At 45.3% G+C, this 25641-nt stretch carries 17 protein-coding genes and 4 tRNA genes; 7 read left to right on the top strand and 14 right to left on the bottom strand.

Annotated features, from left to right (window positions below):
• The first annotated feature begins 121 nt into the window (after positions 1-121).
• On the top strand, positions 122-958 hold the full coding sequence (locus V512_RS13335; RefSeq protein ID WP_099830940.1) for an MBL fold metallo-hydrolase: 837 nt from the start codon (positions 122-124) through the stop codon (positions 956-958).
• Between the two features lie 166 nt (positions 959-1124).
• Here V512_RS13335 and V512_RS13330 read toward each other — a convergent pair whose 3' ends face one another.
• Positions 1125-2321 carry a hypothetical protein gene (locus tag V512_RS13330; RefSeq protein ID WP_099830939.1) on the bottom strand — a complete coding sequence of 399 codons (1197 nt, stop codon included), beginning with the start codon at positions 2319-2321 and terminating at the stop codon, positions 1125-1127.
• 158 nt (positions 2322-2479) lie between these two features.
• Here V512_RS13330 and V512_RS13325 point away from each other — a divergent pair, with 158 nt between their 5' ends.
• On the top strand, positions 2480-5251 hold the full coding sequence (locus tag V512_RS13325; RefSeq protein ID WP_099830938.1) for a transporter substrate-binding domain-containing protein: 2772 nt from the start codon (positions 2480-2482) through the stop codon (positions 5249-5251).
• Between the two features lie 290 nt (positions 5252-5541).
• Here the strand turns inward: V512_RS13325 and V512_RS13320 are convergent, their stop codons facing one another.
• From V512_RS13320 to V512_RS13295, 6 genes are all read right to left on the bottom strand, one after another.
• Positions 5542-6543, bottom strand: coding sequence for an alpha/beta hydrolase (locus tag V512_RS13320; RefSeq protein WP_099830937.1), 1002 nt, complete (start codon positions 6541-6543; stop codon positions 5542-5544).
• The gene (locus tag V512_RS13315; RefSeq protein ID WP_099830936.1) at positions 6534-7880 is read right to left on the bottom strand and encodes an ATP-binding cassette domain-containing protein; all 1347 of its coding nucleotides are present in this window, start codon (positions 7878-7880) and stop codon (positions 6534-6536) included. The genes V512_RS13320 and V512_RS13315 overlap by 10 nt, the downstream gene beginning before the upstream one ends.
• Positions 7881-7979: 99 nt before the next feature.
• Positions 7980-9026: a hypothetical protein gene (locus tag V512_RS13310; protein WP_099830935.1), complete on the bottom strand. Its 1047-nt coding sequence runs from the start codon at positions 9024-9026 to the stop codon at positions 7980-7982.
• A gap of 8 nt (positions 9027-9034) precedes the next feature.
• Positions 9035-13273 carry a PolC-type DNA polymerase III gene (locus tag V512_RS13305; RefSeq protein ID WP_099830934.1) on the bottom strand — a complete coding sequence of 1413 codons (4239 nt, stop codon included), beginning with the start codon at positions 13271-13273 and terminating at the stop codon, positions 9035-9037.
• The gene (gene ruvC / locus V512_RS13300; protein ID WP_180977914.1) at positions 13270-13764 is read right to left on the bottom strand and encodes a crossover junction endodeoxyribonuclease RuvC; all 495 of its coding nucleotides are present in this window, start codon (positions 13762-13764) and stop codon (positions 13270-13272) included. The genes V512_RS13305 and ruvC overlap by 4 nt, the downstream gene beginning before the upstream one ends.
• Positions 13765-14102: 338 nt before the next feature.
• Positions 14103-14180 (bottom strand) — tRNA-Asp (locus V512_RS13295).
• Between the two features lie 912 nt (positions 14181-15092).
• Here V512_RS13295 and V512_RS13285 point away from each other — a divergent pair.
• Both V512_RS13285 and V512_RS13280 read left to right on the top strand, forming a co-directional pair.
• Positions 15093-16379, top strand: coding sequence for a peroxiredoxin (locus V512_RS13285; RefSeq protein ID WP_099830932.1), 1287 nt, complete (start codon positions 15093-15095; stop codon positions 16377-16379).
• A gap of 359 nt (positions 16380-16738) precedes the next feature.
• Positions 16739-16815 (top strand) — tRNA-Cys (locus tag V512_RS13280).
• On the opposite strand, the gene V512_RS13275 is transcribed toward V512_RS13280, so the two are convergent.
• Positions 16794-17312 carry a nucleoside-triphosphatase gene (locus V512_RS13275; RefSeq protein ID WP_099830931.1) on the bottom strand — a complete coding sequence of 173 codons (519 nt, stop codon included), beginning with the start codon at positions 17310-17312 and terminating at the stop codon, positions 16794-16796. The genes V512_RS13280 and V512_RS13275 overlap by 22 nt on opposite strands.
• A gap of 493 nt (positions 17313-17805) precedes the next feature.
• Between V512_RS13275 and V512_RS13270 the strand changes: the two genes are divergently transcribed.
• Together V512_RS13270 and V512_RS13265 are read left to right on the top strand one after the other, a co-directional pair.
• Entirely contained in the window at positions 17806-18813 is a 1008-nt protein-coding gene (locus tag V512_RS13270) for a glycosyltransferase (protein WP_099830974.1), read from the top strand.
• Positions 18810-19820, top strand: coding sequence for a lysylphosphatidylglycerol synthase transmembrane domain-containing protein (locus V512_RS13265; RefSeq protein ID WP_099830930.1), 1011 nt, complete (start codon positions 18810-18812; stop codon positions 19818-19820). Before V512_RS13270 ends, V512_RS13265 begins: the two co-directional genes overlap by 4 nt.
• Here the strand turns inward: V512_RS13265 and V512_RS13260 are convergent.
• Positions 19804-20961 carry a glycosyltransferase family 4 protein gene (locus tag V512_RS13260; protein ID WP_099830929.1) on the bottom strand — a complete coding sequence of 386 codons (1158 nt, stop codon included), beginning with the start codon at positions 20959-20961 and terminating at the stop codon, positions 19804-19806. The genes V512_RS13265 and V512_RS13260 overlap by 17 nt on opposite strands.
• A gap of 58 nt (positions 20962-21019) precedes the next feature.
• On the opposite strand from V512_RS13260, the gene V512_RS13255 reads away from it, so the two are divergent.
• Positions 21020-21094 (top strand) — tRNA-Gln (locus V512_RS13255).
• A gap of 14 nt (positions 21095-21108) precedes the next feature.
• Here the strand turns inward: V512_RS13255 and V512_RS13250 are convergent.
• The 5 genes from V512_RS13250 to fmt form a co-directional block, all read right to left on the bottom strand.
• The gene (locus V512_RS13250) at positions 21109-21621 is read right to left on the bottom strand and encodes a ComF family protein (protein ID WP_243392445.1); all 513 of its coding nucleotides are present in this window, start codon (positions 21619-21621) and stop codon (positions 21109-21111) included.
• Between the two features lie 116 nt (positions 21622-21737).
• On the bottom strand, positions 21738-24290 hold the full coding sequence (locus V512_RS13245; protein WP_099830928.1) for an ATP-dependent DNA helicase: 2553 nt from the start codon (positions 24288-24290) through the stop codon (positions 21738-21740).
• 43 nt (positions 24291-24333) lie between these two features.
• Positions 24334-24422, bottom strand: a tRNA-Leu gene (locus tag V512_RS13240).
• Between the two features lie 67 nt (positions 24423-24489).
• Positions 24490-24705, bottom strand: a complete 216-nt coding sequence (locus V512_RS13235) for a hypothetical protein (protein ID WP_099830927.1) — start codon at positions 24703-24705, stop codon at positions 24490-24492.
• Between the two features lie 2 nt (positions 24706-24707).
• Positions 24708-25640: a methionyl-tRNA formyltransferase gene (gene fmt / locus V512_RS13230; protein ID WP_099830926.1), complete on the bottom strand. Its 933-nt coding sequence runs from the start codon at positions 25638-25640 to the stop codon at positions 24708-24710.
• Between the last annotated feature and the right edge of the window lies 1 nt (position 25641).

Genomic DNA, 25641 nt, shown 5'->3' with positions numbered 1-25641 from the left:
GAAGAATTGGGGGATAATCCTCAACAGACTCGGGAAGAAAGTGAATAGATTGAGCTTCATTATCTGTCGTAGTAAAGCAATCCCATCTTAGGACACAAAGTACCGCTGTAGAGGAGGAGAAATGAGAGTCCTGTTTCTTGGCACCGCAGCTTACGAGGGCCATCCAAATGTCTTCTGCGACTGTGAAAACTGCAGAAAGGCGAGGCTGGCAGGAAATGAAAGCTTCAGGCTTACGGCTTCCGTATATGTTGACGACGATCTGCTCATCGATTTCGGGCCGAATATCATGTCTGGGGCTCAGAAGGCAGAGGTTTCTCTTTTTGATGTAAAAACTCTCTTAATAACCCACTCCCACTCAGATCATCTGTACCTTCCAAACTTCGGCTATAGAATGAACAGATACAATGCCTCTTATGACAGACTTCCTCGAATGAGCGTTCTCGCCAATTCTACCGTCCTCTCTCTCATTTCCAATTCAGTCTACTTTGACCCGGAGAAAACCGTCCTTCTCCAGGCGGAACCTTATGAAGAAATCGAGGTTAACGATTGTACCGTAATCCCTGTGCCTGCAGTACACAAAGTTAAAGAAGACGAGCAACCGTTTATATTTCTGCTCAAGAAAGGTGGGAAATCATTCCTTTATGCGACCGATACCGGCCCAATCGAAGACTCTTCATTCGGCCGTCTTAAAGACCTAATTGATAGTCCGATAGATATTGCAGTTGTTGATTCGACTTTGGGATTCATGAAAGAAGTGCTCTTTCCATATCACCATACTGCTGAGCAAGTAATCTCCACAAAGAACAGAATGAGGGAGTTTAGAATTATAGATGACAACACTCTGGTAGTCGCCCATCACTTTTCACACTATCCAAACCCGCCCAAGAAGGAACTTGAAGAGTTCTACAACCGCTATAAGGTTGTAGTAGCACACGACGGACTACTGCTAGACATATAATGCGACAGTTCATTTATTGCAGAATTATCGTCGCCTAACCAAATCCTGTCAGAAGAAGTCTTAGCACCCGTCAGTTATTTTTGGGCTTGAGCAAATTACCGTCGCCGTTAGTGCTCACCGACTCTGTATGATTTCATACGTCGATTTCTAAATGCCTAAGACAAGTCTAGCGCTTGAGGATTTCATCTACACCCTCGAACAATTCAACATCTTCCCTTTGCAGAAGATCAGAATAGAACTCCTCTTTACTTCTATTTCCAAACACATAATCAATGAAGCCATGTATCACACTGTATAGATAGTACTCTCCGCCATCCTTCATGAAGACACCCGTAAAATCCAAGAAGTTAGCAAGGGGTGAGATTTGATCAAGCATCGCAAAATCGGGATGCTTAGCATCAGGGATTATTATATGATAAGGCGGAACGCTGCTTGAGTTAATCAAATCGGCTATTCTTCCTGATTCCTCGCGTTCCTTCCACTTATCGGTCTCCATGATCAACGCTGGTATTTTTATACCTTTGCTTATCTCCCGCTCGTTCATAACAAAAAGTGCGGGATCAAAAGTCAACAGAGCTTTTATTCTTTCATCGTAAAGAGAAGCAAAATGAACAACTCCTCCCCCACCTGAATGACCAAAAGCAATCACTCTTTCGGTATCAAAGACGCCGGCCAGAACATGGTTGCTTTTGTTCAGTTCGACGAGCTTATCGATAACAAACGATAAGTCCTCTGCCATAAGTTTCATCGAAAGTCTTACTCCCTCCTCAAATGTCTCGGCTCCGGGGAGTTCCATGACTCTGTCTCTATTGAAATGGAACTGGGTACCATCGGAAAATTCAACAACGGATGCTCCGTATGGATGCTCAATCCCAATCACGACTATACCTCTGCTCGCCAAATACTCAGCAAAAGCAAAATACAGCGGTACGATAGCCGGAGTTCCCGGCGAGAGAATCACCGCTGGTAGATTCCTGGCATCAGCAGAAGGTACGGCATCTAAGAAGGAATTGGTCTTAACGGCACGCAAGTGTTGAAACAATATGGGAGGAAGATCGTAATTTTCAGCAAGGCTGTTCACAAAAACCGAGTGATTCCTGAACCACGGGCTTCTTCTGCTTCCCGAGGTATCGTCGGAGGGATACCAGATGTCTATTATCAATCTTCTGGACATTTTTGCATCCGAGAATGGATCGAGTCTTGTTTCATCGCTCAACTCAATTATCTTAAGTCCGACTTCGTACTTTCCACCAGGGTCGGGTACTTTGGTTGTAGGAAATAAATAAGCGAGAATTCCGATTGCAGTAATAGCGATTGCTCCAATAATCAGCGCTATATCTATGGTTCCACGAGTTCTACTCATGATATCACCTCTACCCAATTATATACAAAATTGATCGGAATATCGTGCGCTCGAATGATCGACTACCTTCAAGAAACTATCTGTAATCTGAGTTTGTTTTCAGTTTTGCAATGTTATAGTTGGTCTTGAGGAAGGCTATTTTCTTCCGGGGGAGTACTATGAGAAGATCATTGTCAACCGTCTTTTTCATTCTTTTGTTTCTTACCCTCTTTGCTGAAGTAAGGTACAAATTTGGTGGAGACACCGATTATCCACCTTTTGAATATGCTAATGACCGCGGAGCTCCGGTGGGATTCAACATCGATGTCCTTAGGGCAATATCTAGTGCTCTCGATTTTGACGTTGAGATAGAGCTAAGAGTCTGGACGAGCGCAAGAGCCGCTCTGGAGGACGGCAAAATTGACGGTCTGCTTGGAATGTGCTACTCGGAAGAGAGAGATATACTTGTCGATTTCTCTAATCCGCACATAATACTTCATGGCTCTATTTTCTCTAATAGGAAGACTGGCAGATATTCTTCTCTCAATGATCTTAGAGAACTGAGAGTTGCCGTTCAGAAGGGCGACTTAATGGACGAGCTTGTCTCTAGTGAGGTAGCTGGAAGTGAGATCGTGAGAGTCGAGTATCCCGAAATTGCACTCCGGATGCTCAATGAGGGACAGGTCGATGCAGTACTACTCGGTAAGATACAGGGTTTGTATTTGATTAAGGAACTTTCTCTAAAGAATATCTTGGTGTCAGAGGATCCTTTTGTAAGGCTAGAATACTGCTTCGCAGTGAAAGAAGGAGATGTAGAGTTATTGTCTTTACTTAACGAAGGTTTGGCGATAATTTCTTCGACAGGAGAATACCGACAGATTTACAACAAATGGTTTGGAGCCATTGATGCAAATGCAAGTAACAGTCCGTGGCAGAGTTTCCTTTTATTCGCCCTTCCCGCTGCTCTGATCATGCTCTTGGTGTTGGGCGGAAAGTATCTGTGGAACAGGACTTTGAGGAAAGAGGTAAGAGAGAAGACGGCATTTTTGAGCGCGAAACTCGCGGAAGAAAAATCAGTTGAGACTCAGCTCTCCCTATCTGTACAGAGATATAAATCAATGTCAGAGACTATCTCAGATTACTACTACGAAATTGACTTCTCAAATGACGGGGAAGACCACGAAGTCTGGAGAAGCGAAGCCTTTGAAAGGATAAGCGGGCACAGTCTTGATTCACCCGACCTTCAAGAACTGGACTGGGAATCAGTTATTCATCCTGAGGACCTTGATTGCTACAAAGGGCATTTTGAAAGCGTGAGATCTGGAAATGAAGAGAGAATTGAATATCGTATTGTAAGGAAAGACGGCGCGCTTAGATGGGTGAGCGAGTACTCGAAGCCAAGTTACTCGAAAGATTCCTCCAGAGTAAGAGGCATCCGAGGAGCGGTAAGAGATATCACCGATGAAAAACTTGTGAAAGACGAGCTGGAAAGAACAAAGGAGAAGGTCTCTAAGCTTCACGATATCGCTTTGAAGATGGAGAAATCAAACGAAGAGGACACGATCTTCCACTCGATCATTGATGCGTCGGCCAATATCCTCGGGATGGAAATGTTCGGTCTCTATCTCCTCTACAATCAGGAAATCGTCACCCTTGAGACGAAGGGCGAGGTGGCATCGATGCAGGGCTACCTATTCAGGAGCGGCATTTTGAGAGACTCTATAGAAAACGGGAATACTACCTTTATAAGTAACAGTTCACTCTGCAAAGTCATAACCGACTGCGAGCAATCGATCTTGGCGGTCCCGATGAAGAGTATAGGAGTTCTCGTCTCGTACCATGACTCTCCAATGAAACAGGAAGAGGTAAAGCTAGTCGAGATTCTTATGGCTCATGCAGTTGAAGCGATCTATAGAATTCGTTCAGATAAGGAGATTCACTATGTCACCTTCCATGACCCACTTACCTCCTTATACAACAGATCATTCTTCGAAGAGGAGGTCGAGAGACTCAATGTACAACGGCAAATGCCTATAAGCATCGTGATGGGAGATGTGAACGGACTGAAAATCGTAAACGATGCCTTCGGTCATCTAGAAGGTGATAGACTACTGAAGACTGTTGCAGACTGCCTGAAATCCTCCATGAGATCCGACGACATAATCGCCAGATGGGGAGGAGATGAGTTTATAATGCTGCTTCCTCAAACAGATACGCAGTCTGCAGAATCTCTTGTTGGCAGAATCAGGAAAGCCTTGAATCGGATAACGGGCTTCAGTCTTCCTATAAGCGTCTCCTTTGGAATCGGAACGAAATTCGATGCTGATCAGGATTTTCGCGAAGCTCTTATCTCCGCTGAAGAAAGAATGTATAGAGACAAACTCCTGAACAACATATCCATGAGAAGCAGAACGGTCCAGGTGCTAGAGAAGAGTTTGCTTAACAAGAGTTATGAGACGGAAGAACATACGGAAAGGGTCAAGACTCTCAGCAGGGATTTCGGGAAGTTCATCGGATTGTCTGAAGCCGAACTCGATAATCTTCTGCTCCTTGGTGCTCTGCACGATATTGGAAAGATAGCAGTTCCTGAGGAGATACTAACTAAAGCGGGCAGTCTGACCTCTGAAGAATGGAAGAAAATCAAGTCCCATCCCGAAGCCGGATTTAGAATAGCCCTCTCTTCGCCAGAGCTGGTGGGAATCGCGGATGAGATCTTAAGTCATCATGAATGGTGGGACGGCTCAGGGTATCCCCGAGGACTGGTTGGCGAATCAATTCCGCTTCTGGCAAGAATGATGTCAATAATAGACGCTTACGACGTTATGACAAGCGGAAGGCCGTACAAGCACCCGGTATCCTCTGAAGAGGCAATAGAAGAGCTGCGCAGATGTGCTGGGAAGCAGTTCGATCCAGGGCTGGTTGATTCCTTCGTCAGTTTCTTGAACGTATAACGTCGTTCATTTGAGCGAGGTTAGTTCTCGATAAGCCTCGTAGGCTCGAGGTCGCGGGTACGGGTGTGCAGTAAGAAAAGAGATTCTTCGTTTTGGAGCGAGAATCTTTTCTTCGTTCCTAGACAAGGTGACAGATCATTCAATTTTCTGAACAACCAAGAGCTTTCATCTGAAGCGGGCCCAGCGCTAAAGGATCTTCTTGTCTCCTCCGCCCTAACCACTACGTCGGCTTTCTACTCTGTATATGGATCGGCTATAAAACAGTTGAAAGCACTTTCTGCGGCTCGCGATCATTCAGTAGGTTTTGTGCTCTCCAGAAGTCTCAGCTTTCTTCTTGCCTCTTTTATCCCCAGTTTCTTAAGAATGTACTTACCCAAAGCGTACTCAAGAGGGAACCAGGAAACATGCCCAGTAGGCACTATATATCTTTTCGGTCGGTCGAAGGCCTCCCACAACTGTTTTCTCGTCTGTATCGGAAGAGTCTTGTCAAAAAGCGCCTCGATCATGGTCACCTTATTGCTGTCGTTGAACCGAGCATATGCAATAGGATCTATCTTGAACAGGGGGTGGAGGTCGGATTCTAGCAGCTCGGAGGCACTCTTCATTTTCTTGACTGCCAGAGAGTCTTCTTCGAATCTCGCGTTCAGTCTCTTCTCATCGTTCAAATACCCTTCTTCACCCGAACCGCTTCTCAGCGACCGGCGAACAGATTTCAGCACGGGGGACTGCCACATAATCCTGGCGATGTTGCCGCCGACAGTCATTAGAATCAAGTTGTTAATTCTTTTGTCAATTGCACTTACTATTGTGGAGACCATACCTCCAAGACAATATCCAAATAGACAGTTGTTGTCCCACCAGATATTTTCTTGCTGGAGCAAGTCGATGGTTGTCATAGTATCCACGACGGCCTGTTCCCAGAATAGCGTCAACCTTCTTAGATCTGGCGAAAAGAAGTCCTTTCCGCTGGTAGAACCACTTGCCGTTCTCGTATAATTTCCCGGAAGTATCATCACGGAGGCTTGCAGACCGGCACTTGCCAAATGGCTTCCCATCCAGAAGAGGAATGGGATATTGACAGTGCCCAAGCCGTGAAGTATCAGTATCGAGCCAACGGCACGTTCTCTTGGGGAAAAATGATATACCTCGACGTTTTCGGTTCCCTTCGTGCAGTTCTTGTACAGAGAAGGATACTTTATGATAGAACAACGATAGTGTTTGCCTTTGAATATATAACCACTGGAAAACTCTATCTTCTTCTTCTCGTATGAGAAATCGGGGTTCATCTGCATACTATCATACCCCTAGTACAGAAACTCAGGCTTTCCATCTCATCGGTTAGCACAAGCGCCGCTTTAGAATTCACGGAAATGTCCCGCAGAACTCTGACAAGAGCATCAATTGAAACCGGATCCAGGCCAAGCAGAGGTCTGACAAATACGTAGAGATCACAGGCCTCAAACCTCAAATGGGAGAGCTTAACGTCCTCATCACTTACGATTCCGGCAAAGCCGTCTATCTCTTCAAGACCTGCAAGAAAGCTCTTCACGGACACTACACTCTCTTTGTTTAGAATGTAGCTTCTTCTAAGCTTTTTGGTCGATATGAAGCTGCGTGCTTTCTTCAGCATTACTTGAGAAACGAGTCCGCTGTTCTTCAAGGTTGCTGAGAAATACTTCTCTGCATCTGAAGAAGGTCCTCTGGAACCAAATCTTTCAAAGAAGCTCTTGGCCTCCCTGAATATCGGAACCGCATTTTCAGAAAACGGATCCTGCCGCGTAATTGCCCGGGTGAGTTCCCTAATAATCTCAGAGCTACCACAAAAAACATGGATGAGCTCGCCCCTACTGATTTCCAGATCCTTACCAGTACCAGCGACATTCCCGATTTCGATCAGGGGTTCTCCTTCAAAAGGAGGAATCGAGCGATCGTTTGAAGCCCCGATTCTCCGAAGTATCTCCCCTCTGTCGAGCGGAACCGGGAGATCTACAACTGTCGAATTCTCTATGAAAAACAGTCTATCCGCCTTCTGCATTATTTCGGGATCTGGGGTTGCAACAAGGACCGATGCTCCCCTATTCTTGACATCGTTTATCATTTTGAGCAGTCTTTCCTTGTACGGGCTGTTCAGCACGGAGAAGAGATCGTCAATCAATAAGACCCTTGGTTCTGAGAAAGCTGCAATCGCAAACTCAAGCAAGGATTGGTCATCTGCTGAAAGTGATGAGACTTTTGCAGAAGGTTCATACTCCAGGCCGACTTCCTTAAGTAGTCTAGAACTCTCTTGATTCATTTTCTTTCTGCTGATTGAAAACTTTCCACTTCCGAGGAAGATGTTCTCTGCAATCGTGAGGTCTGGAACAAGCATGTATTCCTGATATACTGCACTAATACCGATGTGTCTGGCATCGACTATAGACCGCAGCTCAACCCGCTTCCCATCGAAAACAATCTCACCATTATCCGGGCTTATGTCACCACTAAGAATCTTAATGATCGTCGACTTCCCAGAACCGTTCAGTCCGCCTAAAACTGTAAGCTGACCACTATCTAGATCTAAATCGACGGCTTTAAGAACTTTCTTTCCTCCGTATGACTTTTCTATCCCTCTCGCCTCGATAACTCTCATAGGACTTCAGCTCCAACTAGAAATCTTCTCCGCCCACTTCTTCCAAGACCCTCGAAGATTATTGCACAGTTATATACTACCAGATGAGAACTCTGCTCATCACTTTATGACGGGAACAAACAGATGCATCCTGCTCTTCTTGTCAACCATTAGAAGGTAATCGTCTCTTATCAAAAGGTAAATCGTAGAGTTACTCATTCTCGAAAGAACAGACTGGAGCTTCCTGGGGTCGACTTGAACGGCAAACTCCTCACCGTCAAATTTCCCGATCTCACACTCATATCGAAGACTTCCTGCTTTCAGAAAGAATCTGATCCTTTTCTTATCTGAGATCATCAGAATGGAGAAGCCTTGTTTGGAAAGTCTGACAATCTTTCTCAAAGCCGACAGAAGAGCCCTCTTCTGTACCCCGACTCCTCCTTCGACTTCTTTGAAAAGAAACGCAGGCGGTACGGGAAAACCAGTCTCGTCGGTGCATATGGAGAAAAGCAGAGGTCCCGCCTTTAATCCGAGCTCGGAAATACCTGTACCCGCATCGAGCTCTTTCGTCGACAACAACTCCAAAGACTTAACAAGATGCCTTGTGGTCACGTACTGTAAAGAAAAATGAAAGTCTGTTCTTGGTTCGTTTCTAAGCATTGAGAGAAGGATTGCTCTACCTGCAGAAGCAGCGAGTACAGTTTCACTTCCTTTGGAAAAAATCTCGATAGTATCTCCTTCCTGTGAAGCTGCAGATATGAAATCCAGAGATTCGTTGAATTCCTTCAAAAGAAAGCGAGAGGAGTACTCGAACTTCCTCTCCATCGAAGGAATGTTCTCGCCTCGAGCCTTCTGCAATGTGAGCACTTCTGAATCTGTTCTGATTTCAATGTTGTCTCCGTCTGAGGAGAAGATTATGTTTGACTCCTCGTCAGAGCTCTTGAGAACCCTGGCGTAGTCAATCGGTATCGAGAATACTCCGGTGAAAGGCGTGATTGGAAGCCCGGAAGAAAACTCAAGCTTCATACAACCATCGGTCGCGAAGAACTTCAATCCCCTCCTGTAATAGATCTGGAAATAGCGGAAAGAAGGCTCAACGGACCCCGAAACTCTTCCAAAGAGATCGATCAACTTTGCAAAATCGGAAGAAGCCAACTGGAAATTCATTTCTTCCCTCAGAACAGCCTGATCTGTTCTTTCTCGGCAAGACCCTTCAGAGCGCCGTGCTTTCTGAGCATTTCAACGCTGGTCTTGTTCAGAGCAGTTCTTCTTATCAGATCCTCCACTGAAGAGAATACTCTTTTTTCTCTCTCCTGCTCAATAGACCTCGCCGCCTTGTCTCCCATGTTTTGGAGCCTATTGAAAGGTATTCTGAGCGATCTCCCTTCAATCAAGAATCTCGTTGGATGCGATTTCATCAAGTCGACGTTCAAGAAGCCAAATCCCCTGAGTAACATTTCCATCACTACCTCCAGGAGAGTCTCTTTTGCCCTGTCTTTGACGTTCCTTTCTTGATCACCTCTAAGTCTGATAATCTCTTTCTTGATCGTATTGACGTCCGATGTACAAATATCTATGTCGAACTCTCCACCCTTAATTGAAAAATAGGTGCTGTAGAAGGCGAGGGGATAGTGTACTTTGAAATACGCCACTCTGTATCCCATGCTAACATATGCAGCGGCATGGGCTCTTGGAAAGAGATACTTGATCTTCTTGCATGAGTTGATGAACCATTCGGGAGCGCCACTTGATCTCACTTTATCTTCATCGTCCCTGTTGAGACCCTTTCCCTTTCTGACCTTTTCCATGATCTTGAAGGCCTCCTTTGGATCCATTCCCTTAGCAATCAGGTAGTTCATTATATCGTCGCGACAGGCTATAACATGAGAAAGTGAGGCTTGTTTCGAAGTAATGATGTCCTTAGCGTTATTCAACCACACATCAGTTCCATGGGAAAGACCCGATATTCTTACCAGTTCGCCGAAACTTGAGGGTCTTGTATCTGCAAGCATGCTCCGAACAAAAGTCGTGCCGAACTCGGGGATTCCCAGGGTGCCCATGTCGGTTCCAAGCTCGTGGTATTTCACTCCCAGAGGTTTTAGTGAAGAGAAGATCGCCAGAGTCTCAGTATCATCCATTGGAATGCTTTCTGGATCAACTCCAGTTATGTCCTTCAGCATCCTGATAAACGTAGGATCGTCATGGCCTAGAGCGTCTATCTTAACCAGATCATCATGAATTACCTCATATGCGAAGTGAGTTGTCAGCGTTGAACTCTTTGTATCGTTTGCGGGGTGCTGAACCGGTGTGAAAGTATGAACGTCCATGTCTTTCGGCACGATCATAAGACCACCGGGATGCTGACCAGTTGTTCTTTTTACTCCTACGATGCCACGCGCAATTCGCTCCTGTTCAGCCCTTCTAAGCGTTCTACCGCTCTTTTCAGAATAGGCCCTTACGAACCCAAAGGCCGTTCTTTCAGCTAGAGTAGAGATCGTTCCTGCTCTGAATACATGGTCTCTGCCAAACAGTTCTTCTATAAAGGCGTGGGCCCGTTCCTGGTACTCTCCAGAGAAGTTCAGGTCTATATCTGGCACTTTGTCCCCCTCAAATCCCAGGAAGGTCTCAAAAGGAATGCTCTGGCCATTCTTTGCCATCTCATTCCCGCAACCCGGGCATTCCATTCTAGGAAGATCATAACCGGATTCGAGATCGGTTTCAGGAAAGATCGACTTGCCACATTCGGAACAGAGATAATGTGGTGGAAGCGGATTTACCTCAGTTATTCCGATTACATTGGCCACCAGGGAGCTTCCTACTGAACCCCTTGAACCGACCACGTAACCTTCCTCATTGGACTTTGCGACCATTTTCTGAGCGATGAGATACAAGACCGCGTAGCCATGACCGATTATTGCGTCAAGCTCACGACTGAGCCTCTTTTCGACGATTTCCGGCAGAGGATTTCCATACAACCGTTCGGCATTCTCAAGAGCCATTCTCCTTACTTCTTCTTCTGCGCCTTCTATTACTGGAGGGTGTAGCTTCCCCTCAATCGGAGTCACCTCCTCGATCATTGAGGAAATATACCTTGAATTATCGATAACCACTTCCTTTGCAATAGCCTTGTCTTCGAAAATATCGACTGCTTTGTTCATCATCTCCTCCGTTGTATGGAGATACAACGATGGTTGGTTCTGAAAGTTATCGTAATCCTGAGCAGCATTTATTGCGGCTCTATAAATGTCATCATGTGGATTTATAAAGTGCACATCCCCAGTCATAACTACAGGAATGTTCAGTCTCTTGCCAACTCTGTAGAACTCACGGTACATCTTGGTCAATGTGTCTCTCGACATATTGGTCTCGCCCTCGCTAGTGTCAATATTGTCTAGTGGCATAACCTCAATATAGTCGTAGAATTTCGCAATTTCCTCCAGCTCTTCGGTACTAGCGCCACCGATAAATGCTTTGGATAGTTCACCCGAGACACAAGCGCTACCTATCAGAAGCCCATCTCTGAAATCAGTTAATAGGCTCTTGGGAATCCTCGGCTTCATATAGAAGTACTTCGTGTGAGAGGCTGTTACCAACCTGTATAGATTTTCGAGACCCTTCTTGTTCTTGGCCAACATACTTACATGAACCGGCTTAAGAGAGTCGAGATTTTGGTTCTTTCTCAGTTTTTCAAGCTCGCCAACGCTCTGAATCCCTCTCTTTTCCGCCAGCTGAATGAACTTCTTCAGGACTTCGGCGGTAACCTTTGCGTCCTCGTAAGCCCTGTGATGATCAAAATGTCCAAGTTTGAGGCGCTTCACAACGTTATCTAGTGAATAGCTCTTGGATTTGAATAAGCTTTTTGCAAGGGCAAGCGTATCGACGCATGGCATCTCCCAATCTCCTCCGAAATGTTTCTTAACAGAGTTGCGGACGAAGCCGTAGTCAAAGGAGGAGTTGTGAGCAACAAGTATGCTTCCCTCAGTGAACTTTACAAATTCGGGGAGCACTTCTTTGATCGAACGAGCATCGGAAAGCATGTCTTCAGTTATTCCCGTCAAACTAGAGATCAGAGACGAGAGTTCTCTTTCAGGCTTAATAAAAGATGAGTATGTCTCAATGACTTCGCCGCCTCTCATCTTTACCGCACCGATCTCAATTATCTCATCTTCCTTTGGGTTGAGACCCGTCGTCTCGAGATCAAAGACAACGAACAAAGCTTCATCTAGAGATGAGGTGTCTTCGTCTATGTTCATCGTTATTTGCTCTGAATCGTTTATCATGTAACCTTCCATACCGAAAATAGGCTTGATTCCATTCTTCTTAGCTGCAAAGTAGAACTCCGGCACTGACTGAACTACCCCATGATCAGTCACGGCAGCCGCGTCATGTCCCCACTCTCTGAAAGTGTTCACTAGCTCTTTGACGTCAACAACTGAGTCCAAAGCACTCATCTTGGTATGCAGATGCAATTCCACACGCTTTTCGGGAGCATTGTCAACACGCCTTGAAAGAGTCGTTCTGTTGATATCTCTGGGAATCAGAACCTCGTCTTTAATCCACGTATCGGTTTCCATCTTCCCTCTTATGGTAAGCTCATCGCCTTCGCGGAGCTTTTCGGAGAGGGAACGAGCATTTTCACCGATAAGTTTTACAGTAAGAGAATCCGTGTAATCAGTTATGTTGAACGTAAGAATGAAGAGCTTTCCGTTTCTCGACTCCAGTCCAAAGGTCTTACCACTGACCACTACATCGGTCTCGTTTCCAAGAACCTCTTTCATTTTCTTTGAGACAGCTCTTATTTCTCTTCCTATCAGAACCAAATCAGCCTCACCGGAAGAGACCTTGCTCTCTCTTTCAACTTCGGGATATGAGGAATCTTCGTCAACGGTCAGCTCCTCGTCCTCACGGATATCTAGAACTATATCAAATGGTATGGTTCTCTCGCATACCTTTTCGATCGCTTTTCTTAAATCGTGCTTTTTTGAACTGATTCTCTGAAATGAAAACTGATCGTGAACAGTGATCAGAATTCTATTCTTCTCGAACACCATTTCGGAAGAAGCAAGGTATGAAGATGCGCCGTTGGTGAGTTTGAGTATCTCTCTGAACTGCTCTTCAGTTATCCTCGAAACTTCTTTCTCTGCACCTGCGGTCTCAAAATCTCCAGGTTCAAATGAAAGCCTAACAGAAGAACCGAGAAGTCGCATCGCTTCTTCACGAAAGGTAGATTCTAGATAATGTCTCACGTCTTCGTTTACCTCGCAAGAGAAATCGATCGAGACCTCTCTTGATGCACAGTCAATAGTTATTCCAGATATTTCAATACCCCCACAGTCAAAGGCTGGATCGGACTTCAACACTCTTGAAAGAAGTCTCGAAATAGGGAGCTTAAGATTCTTCATACAAAGTTTCATGCCTTTCGAACACCTCCGGGAAACTTCCTCGCCGCAAGGTGGCACCATGCAACAGCTAAGGCGTCAGCGGCGTCGTCGGGCTTTGGGTTTTCCTTCATCCGCAAAAAGGCCTTCAGAGTTCTTTGTACCTGTCCCTTTTCCGCTCTGCCATAACCTGTGACAGCAAGTTTCACCTGGTGAGGAGTGTATTCGAATATGGGAACTTCATGTCTTCTCATAGCGAGGAGAATAACGCCTCTCGCTTCACTAACCTGTATTGCAGTCGTGACATTCCTGAAGAAGAATAGCTCCTCGACTGCAGATTCATCGGGTCCGTATTCCTGAAGCAGGACTTCCAGTTGATCGTGGATCTTCAGTAGTCTGTCAGGGATAGGTTCATTAGGCTCGGTCCTGATCGCCCCATAAGATACAAGCTCGATCCTTGAAGATCTCATCTCGACAATACCGTATCCAACAGTACCAAAACCCGGATCAATTCCCAGAACCCTCACACAAGCCGGCAATTACCAGCACCTCCAAAAAAATCAAACCATCATTATAGAAAAACAGAATTGAGTACAAGTCCCCTCAGATTAGAATCGCAAGTTCATTCTCTCATCGGCTTCCCGAAATTTCAAATGCGAAACCGGCATCGCGTGCTAAGATCAGTTTGACCAAAAATCCGGTGATAGTCTTGAAGTTACTGCCCTGAATATATTCTAACCGCACGCAGCCTGAAAGAAGTTAAGCAGATATTGATTGGAAGATCTTGCGGGTTGCTGGACTATTATGAAACATGCATCTTGAGAGATACACCCTAAAAAAGAAGAGAGCCCCTAAGGACTCTCACTGGCGGGGACGACGAGACTTGAACTCGCGGCCACCGGTGTGACAGACCGGCATGATAACCAAACTTCACCACGTCCCCGAACAGATAAGATTTTACATTACTCGCATCTTTCTGTCAATAGCCCGATATGCCGTGATGATATTGCTGTTAATTGAGAAGGCCAAGCAATAACTACGGGGAAATGAAGCGATTCGATATGAAACACCCGCAAGCAAATCGGGATATGGAAGAGAAAATTATCGTCGGGAATTGTTCACCAAATCCTGGAAAGACTACGAATCGTTTAATATGTTTTTTATGACTCCATTCGTACACATACCACGTAAGATACATTCTATCGCGTAATTATCGTAATAATTTTGCATATTACTGTGACAATCTGCGATTTAGGTAACACAGGAGGGCTATTCGCGAATACTTAGTGCTTATCATATCTAATTTACTTAATTACTATTTTTCTATATGACATATATAATGATATTATTTCAGTATCGTAACTACATAGAAAGTAGGGAACTCCGATGTTGAAGTGGTGTTTTTTGATTCTTCTTTCGTATTCCTGTCGGTTTTGACATTTGGACTAACTGGCGTGCGATTACAGGAGTAGAGGACCCAGGTTGCTATTTGTATGAATGCGATTGTTTCTGGTATTCAGAGTTTTCCTACAGCAAAGAGTTGATAATTAATACGAGACTTGTACCCTACGCAGTATATTGCTGTATTTCTACAGAAGCACGTCATTACGACGCAAACAACAACCCTTTGAGTGTATATGCAAGCGCTTACGGAGAATGAGATACTCGATTGACGCAAGTCCGTGGAGCTGGGAGTACGTGGATGTTGACTGCGAAGGATTTGGCGTAGCCAGCTGCAACAAATGCACAATAATGTTCTATTTCTTCCAAATCGAAGATGACTTTGAAGCCGAAGCTGTGAGTGAAAGTTGTTTTTGCTCCGATCTTTGACATATGAATTGAGGAGGTGATTCGTATGGCTAAAAAGGTAGCGATATTGCTTGTCGTTTCGTTGATTTCGTCGGCGATGCTTCTTGCCGGGACTCTGTCCGGTTACCTCACGGAACGGATGGGCTGGACATACATCGCGAGCGGAAGCGATGTCGAAATGAGTATTTATCCACCGGAAGGAGTCAGCGCACTCGCAGATGAGCGTATTTTCTATGGACAGATCAGAATCGGGGATTCAACTGTCAACATAGCAATCATGAACGTCGAGCCTCCGATCCTCTGGATCGACAGCGATTACGACGGCTGTTTCCTAAACAACATTCCTATAAAGGGACAATATAGAGGGACCGTTATAAATGAAAGCCGCGCCTATAAATTCAGTCAACAGTTAAGGGTAGAATATCTTTCCAACGGGAATTCATCTTACATGACCCAGGATCTTGAAATTCACGCGATCCTTCCAAAAAAGGAAGGCGTCGAAGTCGACTACTTGCTCATGAGTAGAAGAGAAGGTTTGCTGGAAGTCGACGGAGAGCTGATCGAAATCGCCCTGTTTCCTACCGCGCCCGATGGCCTGGCCGATAAGATAGACGAAGTCTTCATCGGAATAGATCTGAACAGAGATGGAACCATAGACATGGTTCATAAGAATCACGAGCTTTTCGAAGCGACCAGCGTCATAAGAATCAACGACAAGAACTACAGAGTAAGCGAGATCAGCAGGGATGGCAGAAAAGTCACATTCGAGCAGGTCGATGAAGATGCCCAGAACAGGCCTCTGTTGAAAAAGGGTTCGATCGCACCTCTGTTCGAAGCCAGAGACGTATTTGGAGAGACCTTCTCTATGAGCGATTATCTCGGAAATCCCATCATTGTAGTCGTGACTTCGAAGACACCGCTTGAAGTCTTCACCGGCGGATTTCCATGCGCTACAGGTGATTGCGAAGATACCGGCAGAGAAGAGAAGAGACTTAGAAGCCTTTTGAGTGAACTTGTCGCATGGAACGAATACTCCGCAAAACCGGAAGTTGAGCTCATATGGCTTTATTCCGGCGACGAAATCACTTCTGCAGACTCTCCTGACGAATACTCCTGGTTGCACCTGATAGCCGATAAATCGGCGGTGGAGCTTTACAGCACCCCGTTGTCGAACGGCATGTACCTGATCTCGAAGGACGGTACGATCGAGTATCTTGACGATTATGTCCTTCAGGCGGGCGATGGTTCGATTCCCATATATCCGGTGTTCAGAATTCCCACTTTCGGTATTTCCAGTTACGTTTGGTTCAGAGAATTCGTTTTCGGCAAGTGATTCATGCCTGTTCATTCAGCAGAGAATGTTCGAAAGAACTCTGTCTCCCTTACTAGTTTTTTTGGATGTTACGGATGCAAGAGCAAAGAGCATACTTTCAAATTGGTGTTCATAGTGTAGATAAAGAGTGCTAAATCACTTTGCTCGTTTCAGGTCGGATGAATTCGCATTTGGTTTTGGGTAAGCAACGATATATCATTGATTTGCAAAGGATGTCCCCGCGTCCTGTTGCAAGTTGGTTCCAGACCCGAGTAACAGGGAGCCAACCTCCCTCCTGAAGAATTTTCCACCCCGAGGGCCGCCGATAGCGGCCCTTTTGTTGAAATGATCCTATTTACATGCTAGAATAATTCTCGTTGGGCGACGTAGCCAAGGGGTCAAAGGCGGAGGTCTGCAAAATCTCTACTCAAGGGTTCAAATCCCTTCGTCGCCTCCAGGAGAGGGCAGCAACGCCCTCTCTCTTTCTATTTCTCTAGCGATTCTCCCGAATACTTGCTCTCTATTCTCAGGAGTTAGCTCTATACTTCTTATTCCCATAGATGACTTAAGGTGACCGATAAATGAGAAGTCGCCCTTTCTAAGAACACACAAGCAATGCCTCGCTCTTCTGAGGGCAGAGACAACCGCTTGCTGAAACTCGGGGGAGTCTTCCTCAAGAAAACCTATCTCATCCATTATCAGGAGATGATCGGATGGAATCTCAATAGCTCCAAGAAGTTTTACAGCAGATGAGAACCCTTCGTCCACCATCTTTAATCGCCCGTTATCTCGAGAACCTATGAGAAATGAATTGCCATTGAAAAAACTAATGGAAAGGTCAACAAGATCCTCGTCAAAGCGTGTCTCAAACCCTGTGAACTTGGCCAAGGCCTTAACTCTTTCTACAAGATAACTCTTTCCTGAATTTCTCTCTCCTGTTATGAAAAACTTCATAGGAATTCCCCCAACATTATCAACGAAGACTTACGAAGGCATCAACTGCTACAACTTATGCCTCCATAATACTCTGTCTCCAACACGCATTAGTATACCTTAATGACTAGGTTCATAAACTCCATGCCTAATAAGCTTCAGAAGATCTTCTGTGTCTTATTTGTGAAGTGTGGTTCGCTTCTTCAATCGAGAAACAAATATGGATAGTTAAGACGAATGAGGAGACACGCCAGTTCTGTTAGGGAAACCCTATCCGTACTGAATGCAAAGGATATGCTAAATGCATCAAGATGGGGTAAAATAGTCGTTGAAGAGCGTCTCGCCGTTCTGGAAGTAGTTTCTCAATGTGCGGTTCTTAGTGGCTGAGAATAGGAAAGAAATCTCTTCGATTCAGGTTTCGAAACTACTTTCTGTAACAGAATCACTTCTAGCAGATGAGCATCTTTGGCGAAGCTACACTAACGATCAACATGGAGTTCTCCTGGAGGTAGAGATGAAGGTTCTGCTTTATTCCGAAGGCAAAAAGCTATTCAGCAAGTCGGGCGTGGGAATGGCTCTCAAACACCAGATGTCTGCTCTTGACAAGGTTGGCGTTGAGTACACAACGAATGAGGAAGACCGTTTTGATGTCGTTCACATCAACACGATCGGACCGGGAGCAGAGAGAGTTCTCAAGAAAGCAAAGAAAGCTCATATTCCCGTCATTTATCATACTCACACGACTTATGAGGATTTCAGAAACTCGTTCACTCTTTCAAATGTCATTGCTCCCTGGCTTAAAAAGAGGTTGATAAAGCTTTACTCATCGGCGGATTTTCTTATTTCCCCAACTGAGTATGCTAAGAAACTCATAATGAACTACGGCATAAATCTGCCGATTAAAGCCGTGTCCAACGGTGTTGACAACAAGAAGTTCAGCAGAAACAAGGCTTTGGCCGAGAAATTCCTGTCAGACAATGAAATTCGAAAACCATTGGTTGTGTCGGTGGGCCTTCCCTTCGAGAGAAAGGGCGTCATAGATTTCTGTCAGATCGCGGAGGCAAGGAAAGACCTTACCTTCTTCTGGTTTGGAGCTAAGATCAGCAGTCTATTACCCGCAAAGATAAGACGGCTTCTGAGAAATCCCCCGGACAATGTGAAGTTCCCTGGTTTTGTTCCTCAAGAGATGATTATTGGCCCTTACTCGGCCTGTGACGTGTTTCTATTTCCAAGCTACGAGGAAACTGAAGGCATCGTAGTCCTCGAAGCGCTCTCAACTGAAGCACCGATAGTACTTAGAGACATCCCGGTCTACAGCGACTGGATGAAGCACAGTGAGAACTGTCTGAAAGCCAAGAGCAATGAAGAATTCATGCGGCAGATCGATATATTGCTTGAGAGCAATAGTGTTAGGAAGAAGATTACATCTTGTGGGAAGGAGACCGCTCTTGAGAGGGATCTTTCGATTATCGGCCAGAAACTGAAGAGTATCTATCTTGAGGTACTTGACAAGAGACCATGAAGAGAACCACAAGGAACTTTTTGATCGCTATCTCGTTGAGCGTTCTGATTATAGTAATTGTCCTACTTGCTACCGACTTCAACAAATCGATCTCTTATCTTGCAAGTGCCAATCCCGGATGGCTCTTTCTTACTTTTTGTCTGACAGTTGGCACTTGGTTCTTTGAAGCAGTAACCCTTAAGACTTTTGCTTTGATGAGGAGCCTGACAATCCCTTTGACTTATCTTTTCAAGATCACGGTTATTGGAACCTTCTTCAATGGGATCACGCCCTTCTCCTCGGGAGGACAGCCCGCACAGATAGTTTTTATGCAAAGAAAGGGAATATCTGTTGGCGAGTCAACAGCAATGTTGGTCTCAAGGTTTCTGATTTACCAGTCAGTAATTACTGTTCTTGGAGCTGCTGCAATCATTAAGGCTTATCCCATAGTTGTGGGAAGGATTTCCAACTTGGCCGTTCTGTCGATTTTCGGTTTCGTACTCAACAGCTTTGTTTTTGCATTCTTGATTCTATTCTCCTTAAACCCAGGGTTCACGGAAAAGCTAATTCGCTTGATGATCAACTTGCTGAGCAGAATAAGGATCATAAAGGATAGAGATTCGATGATAGAGAAGGCTCTTAGAGAACTGCGTTTCTTCCACTCTTCAATGAAGTGTCTTATAGAAAGACCTGTTACACTTGTCATGGCATCATTGAGTACGCTGGCTCAGCTGATCTGCATGATATCAATTCCGTTTTTTGTTTCACTTTCGATCGGTACTCCCGTCAACTACCTTGAGATCACTTCCGTCCAACTGATACTCTTTCTTGTTGTCTCGCTTATTCCTACCCCGGGAGCAAGCGGTGTTTCTGAAGGCGGTTATGTTCTCTTCTTCAAATCCTTCTTTGGCGATGGGATAGGAGCCGCACTGCTTATTTGGAGATTCTTCAGCTACTACGCCAACATCATTTTCGGTGGAATGCTTTCGGCACACGAAATTGGGTTCAAATCTAAATCTCGTTTCTAATCACTCTCTGGTAAAGATTCAGCGTTCTCTCGACATTCGCTTCCGCTGAGAAGTCTTTAGAAATCTCAACAGAGCGCTTCGACATTCTCTCCATGAGGTCTCTATCTGTAAGCAGCTCAATCGCCGCAGTAGACAACTCTTCTTTTGAGGGGCACATAAACCCGTTCTCTCCATCTAGAACCATATTTGCAATGCTGTCATCCTTGAAGGCCACTACCGGCAGGCCGGATGCCATTGCTTCAAGCGTAACCAAGCCAAAGGTCTCCGTGTGAGAGGCAATCATGAACGCATCACTGCTCTTGTAGGCTAACGTAATCTCATCCGGCCACTTCAAGAAACCTGTGAAGTGAACCCTCTTGCCAACACCCAAGTTTCCTGCAAGTTCCTTCAGTTTGCCCTTTAGAGGTCCGTCTCCAACTAGCAGTAGATGGGAATCCGGCAGAGCTGTGTTGATCCTGGTGAAGTTCTCGATGAGTTTGTCTATACTCTTTTCTTCTCCCAGTCTGCCGACGAAGATCAGAACCTTCTCGTTCTCGCCGATCTTGTACTTGTTCCTAAACGATCTGATTTCATCAATATCGACTTCTTTCATGAAAGGAGCCAGGTCAACGCCATTTGGAATTACCTCTATATGAGACGAAACGCCGTAAGAGAGCAGCAGCTTCTTTATCTTGATCGAAGGTGCGATGACGGCTCTGTTCTTGTCGCAAAACCTTCTATCCTGACCTCTTATATATACTCTCAGAATAGGCTCCATAAAAGGGATATAGTGGACATACTCTTCCATCATCGTGTGATAGGTCGTGACAGCAGGAATGTGAAGATTGGAAATCACCATACCAGACAGATATCCTACTATGAGAGACGTATGAGAGTGGACGATGTCTATGTCGAGGCTCTTCACAATCTGAATGAGTTCTTTGAAGTTAGTTGGAAGGCCAATTCTATGTTGCTTCTCCCATGGAAATCTCAGTGAAGGGACACGGTAAACGTTCTCCTGAATGCCGGCCTCGGGGTGATCCACTGTGAAAATGTAGACATTGTGTCCTCTTTTCTGAAGATTTTCCTCAAGCATTCTGATCATGGTTACCACTCCGTTAACCTGAGGAGAATAAGTATCACTGAACATCGCTATGTTCATCATATGCCTCCAAACGTCTTGACACCAGTTGCCTTCTGCTTTATAATCTTTACTGTCTTGGGAGATCGTCCAATTGGTAGGACAGCGGACTCTGGATCCGCCGATGGAGGTTCGAGTCCTCCTCTCCCAGCCAGGGGCCGTGAGGCCCTATTTTTTTGCACTGGCAACTGCAAAGAAAACAATATCTTTTACTCCCCCTTCTCTAAGAACTCTAGCACATTGGCTGGCAGTTGCGCCAGAAGTAACAACGTCATCGAAAAGAATCACCGAATCGCATGACGGCTTCTTCTTGAGACGGAACTTGTCCTTCACATTATCAATTCTATCCTTCATTTTGAGAGTAGATTGAGGTACAGTCTTTCCCGATATTGAGAGTATGTTCTCAATCCTTATTTCCACCTTTCGGGAGAGAAATCGCAGTATTCCCAAGTTTGTGTCATAACCTCTCTTTACGAAAGCTTGAAGCGATGTTGGTACCGGAACAACAACGTTCGTTGCCGGGAGAAACGTATTCATCATCTCGAAGGTCATATTTGAAAAGAGATGGGCTATACCCGGTCTGTCTTCGAACTTGTAAGCGTGAATCAGCTCCCTCATCGGGCTTTCGTACTTCCAGTAAGAGAAGGCTGAATCAATGTATGGAAGTTCAAGTGGGGCCATAATCGGACCATCCATCGAGTTTAAGCACTCGAAGCAAAGGTAATGACCTGGATCTATTTCCTTCTCGCAGGCGAGACAAGAGTTGGGAAAGAAGTGAGAGATGATAGACCTGATCATTAGATCCATCTCTCCCTCTTAAGCTTTCTTAGTTCTCTTAAGATCTTGCTGCTGCTTTCAGCCTGAATGTCTACTCCGGGAGGAAGAGAAGCCTGCAATTTCCTAGAGTAAGCTCTTCTAGAATCGATTATCCTTTTGTCCAGCACAATCACAACCCCATGGTCACCCCTGGTTCTTATAAGTCTGCCGAGTCCCTGTCGGAAGGCCGTTATCATCTTTGGATAATAATACTTGTTCATACCTTCTACGAAACTCCTCTTCCCGTAATGTTTTATTCTAGCCTCAATTAGCGGTTCATCCGGTCTTTCAAAGGGGAGCTTGTATACAATCAGGAGTTTGAGCTGTTCACCAGGAAGATCTACACCCTCCCAGAATGCTCTGGCTCCGAATATCACGGACTTCTCTGAATTTACGTGGTCTGCAAGAATGGTTGTCGGACTGTCCTCCCTATCTTGAATGTGAATCACCATATCTCCAAGTCCGCCGGAGATTCTGGAAAGAGTCCCTTTCATGTCTTCGTAAGAAGTGAAAAGCACCATTGAACCACCACCTACTATCTTCAAGGCTTTGAGCGTTATATCCGCCGCACTTTCGAGATAGATTAGCGAATTCGGAAGATAGTCGGGCAGATCGGCCGGGACGAAGAACTTCAGCTGCTGCGTATAATCAAATGAAGTTCCGAGCCTAACCGCTTCATTGTTACTGCTTGTTCCAAGTATTCTCCTGGCGTAATTGAAGCCATCGCTACCCCTGCTGTAAACCCACAGAGTCGCAGAGATGAAAATCTTGACGCTTACATCGGGGAAGATCGATGCCATCAAGGTATCGTTTTCCACAGGTGAGGAAATTATGCTGAGGCTATCGAGGCGCCTTTCAAATCGGCTTACATAAACAACCCTCGACTCCTGAGAAGAAGTGATTCCCGCTATCTGTTTCATCCATTCCCTTGTTTCAGTGAGAATCCTGCTTACTTCAGCTTCTAAACCATCTATCTTTTCATTTCTTTCCTCTACATCATCCAGCATCTGCATCGTCTGGGTACCAATATATACGTGTGTCTGAAGAGTATCGGAAATTGCTGCGAGCATAGATATTATCGCTTCGAGTTCTCTTCCTGTGAATGTAGTTCGGTTTTCGGATTCAGAACTGCCTGTAACCTTGACAAGCTCTGTGATCTGTTTGTCCAGACTAGCGGTTGCCTCTTTGAGCTTTGTCCACAGTCTTCTCAAAAAATCCTCGTCAAAGTGCCTCTTCAGAAATCCAAAGGAATTCCTAACTGCCTTTATGAGTCTTCTCACAGTACCGGCCAGCTCGTACGGCTGAAAGCGGTAGCTCATGGCCTGTGTCAATGAAGCCTCGAGCTCATGTGCCTCATCCACAACGAGATATTTGAATCCCGGGAGAAGAGTTCCGATATCTTCTCGCTCTTCGGCGTCTCCGTCGGAAAGTCTTATGTTTGCTTCGCTAAAGAGGAAGGAGTGATTCGTGATAACTATGTCGGAGCATTTCGCGTTTTCTCTCTGGACGTAATAAGGACAGATCTCGAAGAAAGGGCAGAGTCGTCTCGTGCAGTCGAATCTGTTTCCAGAAATCATTCTTCTCATCTCTTCTTTCAACGGAAGCGTGTCGAGATCTCCCTCGCAAGTTATCATAGACCAGATGAGTATTCCTGAAAGTTCCTTTGACATCTCTTCATCCAACATCTTGTTGAGAGCGAGGGTCACGACCTCAAAAAGCTTTCTGACACAAAGATATCTTTCTCTCCCCTTCATTACCGAAACACGCAGATCATCAAGGTTAGGAAAGGTCCTCAGCACCTCCACATCTTTCTTAAAGAGCTGATCTTGAAGGATTCTTGTTCTTGTAGAGACAACTGCCTGATTCATAGTCGAGATACAGGCGTATGCAATCGGTGCCAGGTATGCTATACTCTTTCCGGTTCCAGTACCGACCTCGATCATAAGATTGCCGTCTCTTTCAATTGACTCTGCGATTTCAAGAGCCGTCATGAACTGCTCTTGTCTGAATTCGTATCCCTTCATTGAATCCTGTAGGAGCCCACCCTCACTGAAAACCAGTTTTACGGTCTTCTGAAGATTGATCCTGGGATTGCCCCTTTCTCTTCTTTCATTCCTCTTGAGAGCGGAAAGCACATAATCCTCCCACGGATCTAGAAACTCGCTTTCCCTAAGTGCAAGAAGAAGGAAGTTCCTCAGCCCACCGTTCTCTACGGTCTTCTCAACTATCGATGAGAGCCCTGCTGGCATTTTCTCAAGAGTCTTTCTGTACTGAAGAATCCGAGTCCCGAGATCCTTAGACTCCGACTGAAAAAGAAAGCTTCTCAGATATCCTTCATCGATAGCTATCTTCTGGAGATACTCACTGTCCAACGACCCATCCACAAAAAGACAGTCTTCACCTCTCTCCGAAAAGAACGAAGGAAGATCTTCGATATTCATTGAGACGAATGGAGAGTTCTGAGAAATCCGTCTCAAGCTAATTCTTGTTTTTGCGTTCCGTTTGAAAATATTACCTAGCAGAATCTCTCCCAAGAAGCACCTCAAAAGAAAAAACCGGGCTATGAACCCGGTTCAGTGGTGCCGAGGGCGGGACTTGAACCCGCATAGGCTAAACTGCCCACATGGACCTCAACCATGCGTGTCTGCCAATTCCACCACCTCGGCAACGTCACACGTCAGAAATTATAACTTGACCGGATTCCTTTGTCAAGAAGCAAAGTGCGAGAATGGTTTATATAAGCATATCAAAACCGAGTTTGGACAGTTCTTCCTGAATTATATATCTGTCAACGATTGCATTCTCGTATTCAACTTCTACCACTCCGCTGGCAACATCTGCCTGAGCCTTAACTATGCCGTCGAGCGACCTTAGTCTCGCAACTATTCTAGCAGCACCATCTTCAGTGATCTCGTTTCTGATCTGAAATAACCTCATTACCCTGGGCATTTTTATCCCCCCAAAATCATCCCTTCGTGAATTAACCGACCACTTACAGCATCCTTGGGTCTCATCGGTTTCTTCCCGGGTAACTGCACTAACGATATAATAACATTTCCAGTGCCACAGCTAATAACCATTCCGCGGTCATCAATTTCCACAATTTCGCCGATTCTACGGCCTTTCCCATAGAAGTCAATTACTGAAGCCCCATACAACTTTATCGGTTTACCTTCAAGCTCTGCTCTTGCTCCCGGACGGGGGTCGTAAGCTCTTATCTTATTCACTACCCTCACAGGATCAGAGAAATCTGTGATGACGAGATCCGAAGATTGGATTTTAGGTGCGTTCGAAAACTCTCCTTGCTGTGGAGAAAGCTTCAGCTTTCCCTCGTTTACGATTCTCAAAAAGTCCAGCAATGTTTCTGTACCAAGCTTTTCAAGCTTCGTGTAAAGCGTTCCTAAAGTGTCCGACGATTCTATTTCGATTTCTCTTTTGAGAGCAATCTCACCAGTATCCATTCCTTCATCAATCTTGAATATCGTTATTCCCGTCTTTGTCTCTCCACTTTCTATTGCTCGCTGAATCGGGGCTGCACCTCTATATTTGGGCAGAAGAGAAGCATGAACGTTGAAACAACCGATGGTTGGAAGGTTTATAACACCCGACTTAAGAAGTTTTCCAAATGCCACAACAACGATAATATCTGGAGATAGCTCCAAAAGTTTTTCGAACCCTTCATCAGAATTGATCTTTTCAGGCTGAAAAACTGGTATTCCGTAGCTAGTGGCGACTGTCTTCACCGGGGTGGGTTCTACTCTCCGCCCTCTCCCCTTAGGCCTGTCAGGCTGTGAAAAGACTCCTGCCACGTTGTTCCCCGATTCTACAATCGCCTTGAGATGAGCAGCCGCAAATTCGGGAGTTCCCATGAATACGATCTTCATT

The sequence above is a fragment of the Mesotoga sp. Brook.08.105.5.1 genome, assembly GCF_002752635.1.
GTDB lineage: Bacteria > Thermotogota > Thermotogae > Petrotogales > Kosmotogaceae > Mesotoga.
The sequence above is the reverse complement of the archived record's forward strand: the minus strand, read 5'-3'. Positions and strand labels throughout refer to the sequence as shown.